Annotated in this window: 11 protein-coding genes; 6 read left to right on the plus strand and 5 right to left on the minus strand. The window is 41.2% G+C overall.

Annotated elements, in window-relative coordinates; genetic code table 11:
• Positions 1–16: 16 nt before the first annotated feature.
• Together D0T50_RS01840 and D0T50_RS01845 are read right to left on the minus strand one after the other, a co-directional pair.
• Positions 17–2,437 (minus strand): TonB-dependent receptor, encoded by a 2,421-nt coding sequence (locus D0T50_RS01840; RefSeq protein ID WP_163221397.1) that lies wholly within the window; start codon positions 2,435–2,437, stop codon positions 17–19.
• 33 nt (positions 2,438–2,470) lie between these two features.
• Entirely contained in the window at positions 2,471–4,918 is a 2,448-nt protein-coding gene (locus D0T50_RS01845; protein WP_163221399.1) for a TonB-dependent receptor, read from the minus strand.
• Positions 4,919–5,515: 597 nt separating this feature from the next.
• Here D0T50_RS01845 and D0T50_RS01850 point away from each other — a divergent pair.
• From D0T50_RS01850 to D0T50_RS01865, 4 genes are all read left to right on the plus strand, one after another.
• Positions 5,516–6,175 (plus strand): LysE family translocator, encoded by a 660-nt coding sequence (locus tag D0T50_RS01850; RefSeq protein ID WP_163221401.1) that lies wholly within the window; start codon positions 5,516–5,518, stop codon positions 6,173–6,175.
• A gap of 2 nt (positions 6,176–6,177) precedes the next feature.
• Complete coding sequence (locus D0T50_RS01855; RefSeq protein ID WP_163221403.1) at positions 6,178–6,735, plus strand: DUF4924 family protein; 558 nt, start codon at positions 6,178–6,180, stop codon at positions 6,733–6,735.
• A gap of 110 nt (positions 6,736–6,845) precedes the next feature.
• The gene (rfbD, locus tag D0T50_RS01860; RefSeq protein WP_163221405.1) at positions 6,846–7,709 is read left to right on the plus strand and encodes a dTDP-4-dehydrorhamnose reductase; all 864 of its coding nucleotides are present in this window, start codon (positions 6,846–6,848) and stop codon (positions 7,707–7,709) included.
• A gap of 79 nt (positions 7,710–7,788) precedes the next feature.
• Positions 7,789–9,360, plus strand: coding sequence for a peptide chain release factor 3 (locus tag D0T50_RS01865; protein ID WP_163221407.1), 1,572 nt, complete (start codon positions 7,789–7,791; stop codon positions 9,358–9,360).
• A gap of 415 nt (positions 9,361–9,775) precedes the next feature.
• Here the strand turns inward: D0T50_RS01865 and D0T50_RS01870 are convergent, their stop codons facing one another.
• Complete coding sequence (locus tag D0T50_RS01870; RefSeq protein ID WP_163221409.1) at positions 9,776–10,027, minus strand: type B 50S ribosomal protein L31; 252 nt, start codon at positions 10,025–10,027, stop codon at positions 9,776–9,778.
• A gap of 182 nt (positions 10,028–10,209) precedes the next feature.
• On the opposite strand from D0T50_RS01870, the gene D0T50_RS01875 reads away from it, so the two are divergent.
• Positions 10,210–11,232 carry an endonuclease/exonuclease/phosphatase family protein gene (locus D0T50_RS01875; RefSeq protein ID WP_163221411.1) on the plus strand — a complete coding sequence of 341 codons (1,023 nt, stop codon included), beginning with the start codon at positions 10,210–10,212 and terminating at the stop codon, positions 11,230–11,232.
• Between the two features lie 211 nt (positions 11,233–11,443).
• Positions 11,444–12,439, plus strand: coding sequence for a class II fructose-bisphosphate aldolase (locus D0T50_RS01880; protein WP_163221413.1), 996 nt, complete (start codon positions 11,444–11,446; stop codon positions 12,437–12,439).
• Positions 12,440–12,537: 98 nt separating this feature from the next.
• On the opposite strand, the gene D0T50_RS01885 is transcribed toward D0T50_RS01880, so the two are convergent.
• A complete protein-coding gene (locus D0T50_RS01885) occupies positions 12,538–13,140 on the minus strand; it encodes an OmpH family outer membrane protein (RefSeq protein ID WP_163221415.1) in 603 nt (200 codons plus the stop codon).
• Positions 13,141–13,167: 27 nt separating this feature from the next.
• Positions 13,168–13,401, minus strand: a complete 234-nt coding sequence (locus tag D0T50_RS01890; protein ID WP_163221417.1) for a hypothetical protein — start codon at positions 13,399–13,401, stop codon at positions 13,168–13,170.
• Between the last annotated feature and the right edge of the window lie 59 nt (positions 13,402–13,460).

Consider the following 13,460-nt stretch of genomic DNA (forward strand, 5'->3'; position numbering starts at 1 on the left):
TTATTGTTTATTCTCTTTATTCTTCTCCTATTTTTATCTTCTTCACCGCTCTTACTATCAATCCCTCTTTGGTTATCCCTTCAATAATAACCGTATAGGTTGTATAATAATCTGCCGAATAGAAATCGAAGGAAGCTTTCCCCTCTTCGTCTGTTATTACATCGGGTTTCCAGAAGAGAGTAGTACGAATATCAACCGCATCATGGTCTGGTATCTTCGTGTCATAGCGAGGCGCATAAAATGCCACCGGCTTTTGTAAGCCGAGTGGGGTTATGGTTTTGATGTTAAATTGTGCAGGTGGTTCTCTATCCTCTGGACCTTTAGTGATAATGCTTATTACACCACCTGCACCTGACATGCCGAAAATAGCAGCATCGGGACCTTTGTAAATATCAATGCGATGTATTTCGTGAGCAGGTATGTCATTGATTTTGAACTCCGAATCCTGTTGAAATCCATCGACATAGAAAATGGCTAATACGTTAAAGCCACTTGATCGTATAATGACATTTTCATTTTCATCTATTCTTACGCCTGCTATGCCTGCAAGAAGTTGTGTTGCCTTAGGTGCATTTTTCTTTTTTATGTATTCGCTGTCTAATACATGAGTCGATATTTTTGCAAACCATGGTAGGTTATCTTTCGATTTATCTACTTTCCTTGCTGTGACTACCACTTCGTTGAGTTGAATGCTGCGCATTTTCTCGTTATAAGCATGTTCTCGTTGCATAACTTTGGGCGCATGGGAGGTGTGGTTGGCAAACGTGGTAATCTCTTCCTTGCGATGAGGCAATTTCTTTAGTCTTGGATAGGTTGTCTTGTCTAGCAGTAGCTCTACGGTTTTCTTCCCTTTATTGCTTAAAGCTTGCACTGCATAAGTGGTGCTATCAGGAAGTTCAAAGCCAATAAAACAAAATCTTCCGTTTTCATCGGTTAATGCTTTACCGGTTACATTTCCCTTATAAGCGAAAAAGTTTACCTCGGTTTTTACCACCGGATGATTTGACACCAACGTTTTTACCATCCCCGATATTGTTTGGCTAACTTCTACTTCTATGGTAGGTTCTGCGAACTCCCCTTTTACTACTTTGGGAATGTCATAGCGTCTCCACCCATGTGTCAGCATCAGGCAATCAAGTGCTTGTAAGCGTTCGGCATCATTGTTTTCAAAATAATAACCGGGTGATGCTATGTAGCCTTTTAACTCCGAAGTCAGCAACAGGCTGGAGAGTATGGTGGGAGCTGTGCCATCATACACAATATCTTCATCATCGGTTATGGCAACAGATAGGTTGGAGAGTAGGGGAATAGCCTCTTTGCCTGACACTGATAGCTCGCAAGAAATAAGTTCCCGCTTGTCATAGACTGTTTTGTTCGTGGAAAAATCTACCGTAGTTGTTTCGTAGTTCTTGGAGAAAAAGAGGCGTTCGCTTAGCGGGTTCAGATGTTCATCGAGCAAGAGGAACTGAATAACTCCCGCAGGTAGTTGGTCGAGACGGAAAGAGATTGCCTTCTCTTCGTTCCATTCTTCAAAACAAAACAATTCGCCTTTGCTGTGTGCCAATAGATAATGTTTCTCTTGTCTGTTTGCTTCTGCAGCACGTAGCTTATTCAGGTATAACATATTTTTTCGTGCGGTGCAGCTAAGCGCAAAAACGTTAGGCTGTGCTGCAGGTAGTTTAAATGTTTTGCTTATTCCTTGGTGGTTGGTGCAACGCAGTGAATATGTTTCGCCCGGTTTGCTAAAGAGCGAGAAGGTTCCCATGCCTTCGTGCAGGGTGTTTACTTCCAATACCTCCTTACCGCTACTGTCTATTACCCAGCCTGTTATTATCTCTGCATTGCCATCTTCGTTCAGTGCTTTGAACGCTACCATACTTCGCTCGCCTGCTAGTATATTTCCTCCCTCGGGGAAAAAGTACACTTCATAGTCTTTGTTTTTTGCTGGCTTTTTATTTTTGGAGTCTTCTTCTTTTTCTTCACGTACTTTTACACTGGGTACTACATGAATTTTCTTCCGAAAGAAATACTCCTTTCCTTGGTTCTCCATGTATTTGGTGTAGGCACAGAGAGTATATGCCCCTGCGGGAGCTGCTGTTGGTAGCGTGATGTAGCCGTGATACATATCGTTTTGCGGAGCAATCATCACACGTTGTATCAAGGTGTCGGCTGGTGCTATGAGTTCTACATATACATACCTGCTTTGCTGCATATATTGATGGTGATAGGCATCCACAAGGTATGCTTTGAACCATATCTTTTCGGCAGGGGAGTATAATTCCCTGTCGGTATGCAGGTGTACTTTCTCTTGCGGATAGGTGTTGAGCTGAATGGCAAAGTTGTTGGCTATGCTGTCGCGCAGATTATCGATGGGTTGCTGGGCGTAGGCTGCCTGCAAAAACAGAAGAGTTAGTAGGAGTGTTGAGTAGTGTTTCATAATTAGTATTTTATGTTTATTAAGAGTGTTTCTTTATTCTTCTCCTATTTTTATTTTCTCCACCGCTCTTACTATCAATCCTTCTTCGGTCACCCCTTCAATAATAACTGTATAGGTCGTATAATAATCTGCCGAATAGAAGTCGAAAGAGGCTTTCCCCTCTTCGTCTGTTATTACATCGGGTTTCCAGAAGAGAGTGGTACGGATGTCGATCGTATTATGGTTTGGCGTCTTCGTGTCATAGCGAGGCGCATAAAATGCTACCGGCTTTTGTATGCCGAGTGGGGTTGTGGTTTTGATGTTAAACTGTTCGCCGTGGGCTCTATCTTCCGGTGCCTTCATGATAATACTGATAACTCCTGTATCCCGATCGCTCCGTGGGAAAGCACTGAGAGCTATCTTATCGTTGAATACATCAATTTGGTATATATCTTCCACCGGTATGTCGTTGATGTTAAAGTCTCTGCCCATGCGCATTCCATCAACATAAACCATTGGGGTTGTTTCATCTATAAAAGAGCCGGGTCGACCGTACAGCCCAACCTCACCAGTAGGAGATATCTTTACCTTTGGCAACCCCCAAAGAGCCTGATTTGTTGCTCTGGGACGCTTTTTCTTGATTGCCTCACTATTAATTGAACGTGTTGCAAAACTAGAGAAATAAGGCATTTTATCCTTCATTTTATCTACTTTGTTTGCTGTGATTACTACTTCGTCGAGTTGGATGCTGCGCATTTTCTCGTTATAGGTATGTTCGCGTTGCATTACTTTGGGTGCATAAGAACTATGGTTGGCAAACGTGGTAATCTCTTCTTTGCGATGAGGTAACTTTTTTAGTATTGGATAGGTAGTCTCGTCTAGTAGTAGCTCTACGGTTTTCTTCCCTTTATTGCTTAAGGCTTGCACAGCGTAAGTAGTGCTATCGGGAAGTTCAAAGCCACCAAAACAAAATCTTCCGTTTTCATCGGTTAATGCTTTACCGGTCACATATTTCTTATGCGCAAGAAAGTTTACCTCGGTTTTTACCACCGGATGATTTGACACCAATGTTTTTACCATCCCCGATATTGTTTGGCTAACTTCTGCCTGTATAGCAGGCTCGGTGAACTCCCCTTTTACAACTTTGGGTATATCGTAGCGTCTCCATCCATGTGTCAGCATCAGGCAATCAAGCGCTTGTGTGCGTTCGGCATCATTGTTTTCAAAATAATAACCGGGCGATGCTATGTAGCCGTTTAACTCCGAAGTCAGCAACAGGCTGGAGAGTATGGTGGGAGCTGTGCCATCGTACACAATATCTTCATCATCGGTAATGGCAACAGATAGGTTGGAGAGTAGGGGAATAGCATCTTTGTCTGACACTGATAGCTCGCAAGAAATAAGCTCCCGCTTGTCATAGACTATTTTGTTCGTAGAAAAATCTATTGTAGTTGTTTCGTAGTTCTTGGAGAAAAAGAGGCGTTCGCTTAGCGGGTTCAGTTGTTCATCGAGCAAGAGGAATTGGATAATTCCTGCAGGTAACTCGTCGAGACGGAAAGAGATTGCTTTTTCTTCATCCCACTCCTCAAAATGAAACAGTCCACCTTTACAATGTGCCAGTAGGTAATGTTTCTCTTGTGTGTTCGCTTCTGTAGCATGTAGTTTATTCAGGAGTAACATATTCTTTCGTGCGGTGCAGCTAAGCGCAAAAACATTAGGCTGTGCTGCAGGTAGCTTAAATGTTTTGCTTGTTCCTTGGTGGTTGGTGCAACGCAGTGAATACGTTTCGCCTGTTTTGCTGAAAAGTGAAAAAGTTCCCATGCCTTCGTGCAGGGTGTTTACTTCCAACACCTCCTTACCGCTACTGTCTATTACCCAGCCTGTTATTATCTCTGCATTACCATCTTCGTCCAGTGCTTTGAACGCTACCATACTTCGCTCGCCTGCCGGTATATTTCCTCCTTCGGGGAAAAAGTACACTTCGTAGTCTTTCTTTTTTGCTGGCTTTGTATCCTTGGAATCTTCTTCTTTTTCTTCACGTACTTTTACACTGGGCACCACATGAATCTTCTTCCGAAAGAAATACTCCTTTCCTTGGTTCTCCATGTGTTTGCTGTAGGCACAGAGAGTATATGCCCCTGCGGGAGTTTCTGTTGGTAGTTTGATATACCCGTGATACATATCATTTTGCGGAGCAATCATCACACGTTGTATCAAGGTGTCGGCTGGTGCTATGAGTTCTACATATACATACCTGCTTTGCTGCAAGTATTGATGATGATAGGCATCCACAAGGTAGGCTTTGAACCATATTTTTTCGGCAGGGGAGTATAGTTCCCTGTCGGTATGCAAGTGTACTTTCTCTTGCGGAAACAGATTTAGTTGGGTTGAAAAATTGGTTGCTATGCTATCGCGCAGATTATCTATGGATTGTTGCGCGTAAAGTATTTGAGTTAGCAACAGAGTAAATAAGAGTAGGAGAGTTTGTTTCTTGTTTTTCATTTGTCGTATTTTTATTGTTACAAATATATAGTTATTGCCTCTTTACTGCAATTTTTCATTGTCACAATTATTGTCACAATGTATTTTTCTTTGTGACAATTCTTGTGACAAAAGATTTTTCTGTTATTTCCCACAAATATGCAGACGTAAAATAGAATTAGAAGTTGTTTGTTTTGTGACTGTTTATTGCTACACTTCTGACTCTGTTTTACATCATATTTGACTGTGTTTTAGTATAAAACTGACTCTGAAAATCTCAAAAAAATAGTTGTGAAGACCCTGTGAAGGCAAAAAGAGGAGGTCTTCACACGTAACTAATTTACTGTCATTCGATTACAGCTTTTTGTGAAGGTGAAGACCTATTTAGTAAAAGTGTATTTGGAGTGTATATCAGCCATTGAAAGCGAATTTATTTTTGCTTATATCTTGCGGATCGTTTGCTTATGGCTCGCGGACTGTTTGCTTATGGCTTACGGACTGTTTGCTTATGGTTCACGGGTCGTTTGCTTATGGCTCACAGACCGTTTACTTATGGCTTAGACACGAAAAAACGTTAAGGTATAACCCTATGTCGTAAAAATATGCGATATTTGCGGAATGTTAGGTTTTGAGGTTACTGCAATAGAGTTACTGATTAAGGGCATTATCATAGGTGTTGTTGTTTCAGCACCAATGGGACCGGTAGGAGTGCTTTGCATACAGCGTACATTGAATAAAGGACGCTGGTATGGCTTTATTACAGGACTTGGAGCTTCGCTAAGCGATATCATTTATGCACTCGTTACGGGTTATGGCATGAGTTTTATTTTTGATTTTATTACCAATAAAATCTTTTATCTGCAACTATTGGGTAGCGCCATGCTATTGGCATTTGGCTACTATACGTTTCGAACTAATCCGGTGAAGTCTATTCGTCCGGCATCTTCCAACAAAGGAACTTATTTTCATAATTTCTTAACAGCATTCTTCGTAACACTTTCCAATCCGCTTATTATATTCCTTTTTATTGGGCTCTTTGCGCGCCTTACTTTTGTGCATCCCGATATACCGCTGGCGGAACAACTTATAGGTTATGCCGCCATTGTGCTCGGAGCTATCAGTTGGTGGTTTGGCATCTCTTTCTTTGTGAATAAGGTGCGGGCACGCTTTAACCTGCGTGGCATCTGGCTGATAAATCGCATCATAGGCATTGTTGTGATGGTGGTGTCGGTACTTGGTTTTATATTTACGCTCCTTGGGGCATCTTTATATTGTTGACGATGTTTATTGCACAGCAGCTCAGAGAAAAAAATATTGCCGAATACCTTATATATATGTGGCAGGTGGAGGATTTAATCCGTGCCGCTGGTTTTGATGTAGAGAAAATTTGCCAAACGGTTGTTGCTGGTGCTACTCTCGACGAAGAACAACAAAAGGCTTTGGAGGGGTGGTATGCCGATTTGATACAAATGATGCGCGATGAAGGTGTTACTCAAAACGGACACTTGCAGATAAATAAGAATGTGATAATTAACCTCACGGAACTACATACTAAGCTTTTGGCTACCTCTGCTTTTCCTTATTATAGCGCGGCTTACTACAAAGCATTGCCGGTTATTGTAGAATTGCGTAGCCGGAGTGGTAGTGCTGAAACACCCGAATTGGAAACATGTTTCGATGCGCTGTATGGCGTGATGTTGCTTAGGCTACAGAAAAAAACAGTTAGCGCAGAAACTACCAAAGCCATCAATATAATCAGCAGCTTTCTTTCCATGCTTGCCAATTACTATGACCGCGAAAGAAAAGGGGAGCTGGATTTCGGTAGAAGCAACGATTAACAATTAAATAACGTTAATAATTTTCTGGATTTCTGTAAATATGTGAATCGAAACGTACTTTTGTATGTTTATGAATTTACCGCCAATTTCGATTATTAGTAGTTGTATATATGAATATCTTAATAACTGGGGCAAATGGGCAATTAGGTAATGAGTTGAAGCTCTTATCTAAGAAATATCCGGCACATAGCTACTTCTTTACAGATGTAGATGAGCTTGATATAACAAATGAAAAAGCGGTCTATTTGTTTGTCATGGAGCATAATATAAAGATGATTATCAATAGCGCTGCCTATACTTCCGTAGATGCTGCTGAAGATAATCCAAAGGCGTGCCATGCTGTGAATTGCGACGCTCCCCGTGTCCTTGCGAGTGCTATGCAGAATCGCAACGGATTTATGATTCATATATCTACCGACTATGTATACGATGGTAAACTGAACAGACCCTATGTGGAGGAAGATAAAACCAACCCACAATCGGTATATGGAGCCACCAAACTGGCAGGCGAAGACAATGTGATTGAAAACTGTAAAAAATCAATTGTGATACGCACGGCGTGGCTTTATTCTGCTTTCGGAAGTAACTTTATGAAGAGTATGATAAAGTTGGGCAAAGAACGCGATACACTGAATGTGGTTTACGACCATATAGGTGCTCCTACTTATGCGGGAGACTTGGCGCAGGTTATTTTCGATATTATTGAAAAAGGATTTGATACTGGTATTTATCATTACAGTAACGAAGGAGTTTGTTCTTGGTACGATTTTGCTGTAGCTATTCATCGCGAAGCAGGAATAAAAAACTGCAAGGTATCTCCCATACTTTCCAAAGATTATAAGACCAAAGCGAAACGTCCTGCTTTCTCTGTGCTCAATAAAGCAAAGATAAAAGAAACATACCACATAGAAATACCACACTGGCAAGACAGCTTGGCTAAGTGTATCAGGGAGTTGAAAAAACAAGAGAAATAAGTATATACTAAAGCACTAATGTGGGTGTGTCAGAAGATTTAAGTAGTCTTTTAACACACCCACATTACAATAAACAGTTATGATAAATGAAATAGAAAGAAGACGCACCTTTGCCATTATCGCACATCCCGATGCGGGTAAAACCACCTTGACAGAAAAGTTACTGCTTTTCGGAGGGCAAATTCAAGTGGCAGGTGCTGTGAAAAGCAACAAGATAAAGAAAACAGCTACCAGCGACTGGATGGAGATTGAGAAACAACGTGGTATCTCGGTAACTACCTCCGTCATGGAGTTCGATTATAAAGACTATAAAGTAAATATCCTCGATACTCCCGGTCACCAAGACTTTGCCGAAGATACCTTCCGTACACTGACTGCCGTAGATAGTGTAATTATTGTAGTAGATGGCGCCAAAGGGGTAGAAACGCAAACACGAAAACTGATGGAAGTTTGTAGGATGCGTAAAACACCGGTTATTATCTATGTAAACAAGATGGACCGTGAAGGGAGAGATCCGTTCGACTTGTTGGATGAACTGGAAGAGGAACTGAAAATCGCGGTTCGTCCGCTTTCGTGGCCAATTGATCAGGGAGTGCGATTCAAAGGGGTTTATAACATCTACGAGCAAAAACTAGACCTGTACCAATCGTCAAAACAGGTAGTAACAGAAAAGGTATTGGTAGATATTAACAGCGAAGAGTTAGATAGCCAAATAGGCGAGGGGCTTGCCGAAAAGCTACGTTCCGACCTGGAGTTAATTGTTGGTGTGTATCCTGAGTTTGATAAAGAGGAGTATCTGAGAGGAGATTTGGCTCCGGTATTTTTTGGTTCCGCTTTGAATAACTTCGGAGTACAAGAGTTGCTGGATTGTTTTGTGGAAATAGCTCCTAGCCCTCGTTCTGTGCAAGCGGAAGAGCGTTTGGTAAAACCCGAAGAGCCTAAGTTTACTGGTTTCATCTTTAAGATAACAGCTAATATCGACCCTAACCACCGCTCTTGTGTGGCTTTCTGTAAGGTTTGTTCGGGTAAGTTCGAACGTAATGCGCCTTATAAACATATACGCCACAATAAAACGATGCGTTTTTCGTCGCCCACTCAGTTTATGGCGCAACGCAAAACTACAGTCGATGAGGCTTGGGCAGGAGACATTATTGGCTTACCCGATAGCGGTGGTACTTTTAAGATTGGCGATACGCTGACCGAAGGGGAACTATTGCATTTCAAAGGTTTGCCGAGTTTCTCGCCAGAGATGTTTAAATACATTGAAAATGCCGATCCTATGAAGCAAAAGCAATTGGCAAAAGGTGTTGACCAACTGATGGATGAGGGTGTGGCACAGTTGTTTGTAAACCAATACAATAATCGTAAGATTATCGGAACGGTAGGTCAACTGCAATTTGAAGTGATTCAATATCGTTTGCTGAACGAGTATAATGCTTCGTGTAGATGGGAACCGTTGAGTCTTTATAAAGCTTGCTGGATAGAGAGTGATGATCCGCAGGAATTGGAAGCGTTTAAGAAACGCAAGTATCAGTTTATGGCAAAAGACCGGGAAGGACGCGATGTGTTTTTGGCAGATAGCGGATATGTATTGCAAATGGCGCAAATGGACTTTAAGAACATACGCTTTCACTTCACAAGCGAATTCTAAGTACACCTTATTATATATAACAAAGCGGGTGTGTCAAAAACGATACACTCTCTTTTTTGCAAAAGTCTGAACTATCTCAATATCAGGCTTCGTTATAGGGTGTATCAAACGTCAAAGCGCTGACAGCGCGACATACTTAGCCTAGGGTCAGGGAGCGAAGCGAGTGCAGCCCTGGGTTTTGGAATCGCCAACATGAATTCAAGCTCTGTAAGAGCGACACGCTATTGGCTTTTAGTGCCGTTCTTTCAGAACTCTTAGCTTATGGTAGTCACTGTCCTGGGGTTTTACCCCAGTCTAAATATGTCAGGCTTTCAGCCTTCTGCTTGTAGATATAATTATAAAAAACAAAGCGGGTGTGTCAATCTCTTCGTTTTGATACACCCGCCTTGTTAATAGCTGCTTTGAAGCAAGCTACTTATTTTTTACGGTTACCGTAGCGGCTCATGAATTTATCAACACGTCCTGCAGTATCTACCAGTTTAGATTTTCCTGTGTAGAAAGGGTGAGAAGTGCTGGAGATTTCAAGCTTTACCAACGGATAAGTTTCACCTTCAAACTCGATAGTTTCTTTAGCGTTGATTGTTGATTGCGACAAGAACATATCTCCGTTTGACATATCTTTGAATACTACCGGACGATATGATTCAGGATGAAGACCTTTTTTCATTTCAGTATCTGTTTTATAATTATTATTTCGTTACTATTTGGTAATAGTGTGTAATGGTTACTTTAGAGTGCGCAAAGATAACGCTTTTGTTCGAACAAAGAAAAAAAGTGGATTAAAAAAACTATTTCTCATTTTTTTTGATGACTTTTGTTGACGATAAATCAATTAATTAGCAATCTTTTATGAAAAAGTGGATTATTCTTTGTAGTGTGTTGTTCGTTTTTGGTGCTTGCCGATCGGTACAAAACACCTCTAAAGTTGAATTCTTTTGTAGTGTGGCATTTTATAATGTAGAAAACCTGTTCGATACCATTCCCGACCCAGGGAAAAATGATGCCGAGTATTTGCCAAATAGTGACAAAAAATGGAATACGGAAAAGTACACAGCTAAATTAAAGAATATAGCTAAAGTGATAAGCGATTTTGGTAACGAAAAATATAAGTATGGACCTGCTGTGATAGGTTTGGCTGAGGTGGAAAACCGTCGAGTGCTAGACGACTTGGTACGCGAACCTGCTATTGCTTCACGCGATTACGGTATTGTACATTATGAAGGTGAAGATCGTAGAGGTATCGACTGCGCGTTGCTCTATCATCCAAAAATATTTAAGCTGACCTCTTCAGCTCTGATTCCTCATAAATATCAAAATAATGATACTACCCACCTTACTCGTGGATTTTTGTTGGTTAATGGTAAATTGGCTAAAGAGGAGGTCTGTTTCATTGTGAACCACTGGCCTTCGCGTGGTGCGGCTTCGCCGGCGCGTGTTTGGGCTGCTAAGCAGGTGAGGGCAATAACCGACTCGTTGACCAATAACAATCCCAAACTGAAAATCATTGTAATGGGCGATATGAACGACGACCCGATGGATGAAAGTATGGCCGTGGCATTGGGTGCTAAAAAACAGATCAGTGAGGTGAACGATGGTGATTTCTACAATCCCTGGTGGGAAACTTTGGAGGATAAAGGTGTAGGTACATTGATGTATCGTGGCAAATGGAATCTCTTTGACCAGATAGTGTTGTCGAAAAACCTGTTAGGAAAGAAAGGGTTGCGCTACAATTCGAGCGAAGTGTTCTTGCGCGAGTACTTGTTACAGCAAGACGGACAATACAAAGGTTCGCCACTTCGTACACATGGCGGTCGCCTATGGCTCAATGGTTATAGCGATCATTTACCAACGGTAGTTTATTTGACGAAGTAATAAACCCCATTTGTGCGCACTCTCTTTTTGCTTTCTACTATTTGCAACTTCGACTTTGCAAATACAGTGGAAGTGAAATCATCATGCCCGGAATACTATTAAATTGTATCAAAAATGGGGTAGATTTACAACAATTCTCTCCTGCTATTAGAACAATAATGTCTAATTTTGCTGTGAATTTGATTCACTAACAAATAAATATTGAAAAAACATGATTAGTTACAAAAAATTAGGTCTGGTTAATACCAGAGAGATGTTTGCAAAAGCAATAAAAGGAGGATATGCTATCCCTGCCTTTAACTTTAATAATATGGAGCAGTTGCAAGCTATTGTGCAGGCTGCTGTAGAAACAAACTCACCGGTAATTCTTCAAGTTTCCAAGGGTGCTCGCGCGTATGCCAATCAGACACTGCTTCGCTACATGGCAGAAGGTGCTGTGGAATATGCTAAAGAGTTAGGCTGTGAAAATCCACAGATTGTTCTTCATCTGGATCATGGCGATTCTTTTGAAACATGTAAATCATGTATTGATATGGGATTCTCTTCGGTAATGATCGATGGTTCTCATCTTCCTTATGATGAAAATGTGGCACTTACTAGAAAGGTAGTAGAATATGCACACCAATTTGATGTAACTGTAGAAGGCGAACTTGGCGTATTGGCAGGTGTAGAAGATGAAGTTTCGGCAGAACACCACACGTATACCGAACCAGCCGAAGTAGTAGACTTTGTAACTAAAACAGGTTGCGACAGTTTAGCTATCTCTATCGGTACCTCGCATGGTGCTAACAAATTCAAGCCAGAACAATGCACCCGCAACGCCGAAGGTATTCTTGTTCCTCCTCCATTGCGTTTTGATGTATTGGAAGGTTGCGAGAAAGAACTACCCGGATTCCCTATCGTTCTTCACGGAGCTTCTTCGGTTCCACAAGAAGAAGTGGCTACTATCAATAAATATGGTGGCGCATTGAAAGATGCTATCGGTATTCCAGAAGAACAGCTTCGTAAAGCAGCAAAATCGGCAGTTTGCAAAATCAACATTGACTCGGATAGCCGCTTGGCTATGACAGCTGCTGTTCGCGAAACATTTGCACTCCATCCTGCCGAGTTTGACCCTCGTAAGTACTTAGGTCCTGCTCGCGACAGAATGAAGAAACTGTACAAGCACAAAATTGAGAATGTATTAGGTTCGGCAAATAAGCTGTAATTTAATTACTTATGCCTTTCCTTGAGAGAGGTGATAAAACAAAAAGACTCCGCTTCTAATTATAAAAGCGGAGTCTTTTTTATAGAAATATATCTTATTTACTTAGCTGTATATCTGGTATTCAGGCCGTCAGCAATTTCTTTTGTGATGTTGTATGTAGGATCGCCATACAGTAGGTTGTCGAAACCTGTGTTGGTAATAATCATACTATATCCTTTTGTTTTGTTGTACTCTTTCAAGAATGAGTTGATAGAGTCGCGAAGAATCACACTGTTCTTAGCATTTTCGTTTTGAAGTTCGGTTCTCAAACGATTTTGCAATGCTTGCAAGTCTTCCTGCTTTTTCATGATGCGGTTGTACTCTTGTTGCATTCTTTCTTGAGAAGCAAATGCACCATTGTCGTGTTTGCGTTGAAACTCTTGTTGTTCCTTTTCCAATTCACGTCCTTTTTGATTCAGGGTAGCTACAACATTTTCCTCTTTCTTCATCATCTCTTCAGTTACATCGTTCCAGAAGTGGTAGTTCAGTAGCAGTGTGTCGAGGTCGACAAAAGCAATTCGCATATCGGATGTTGCTACTGCTCCATTGCCCGAAACTGTTGCTGCTGTTGCCGGGTTTTCTGCTTTACCTGCACATTGAGCAAACATAAAAATGGTCATTACTGCCGCAACCACGTTCATGATGTAGTTTTTTCTCTTCATAATGTTTACAATATAATTTTTAATTAATTAGTTCAAACTGTTCTTTACGGTTTCTTCCATATCTTTGAAAGACCACTGGTTGCGTTTGCGTGCTTCGCGGTCTTGCGACTGAACGCATCCAATACCTTTCTCTCTCATTGCTTTGCTGCCGCTGATGTGCGTGTTGGGAAACTTACCTTCTTTCGAAAAAAGAATCTTCACCCCGAGGAATACGAGGCAAATAGCAACAATTAACACACTTATCAGTATCGTATTAAGCATTTCTTCTAACTTTGTGGGTGCAAATATATGCTTTTATAGGAACTCATCATCCTTTTTTA

The sequence above is a fragment of the Bacteroides sp. 214 genome (assembly GCF_010501015.1).
Classification (GTDB): domain Bacteria; phylum Bacteroidota; class Bacteroidia; order Bacteroidales; family Bacteroidaceae; genus Bacteroides.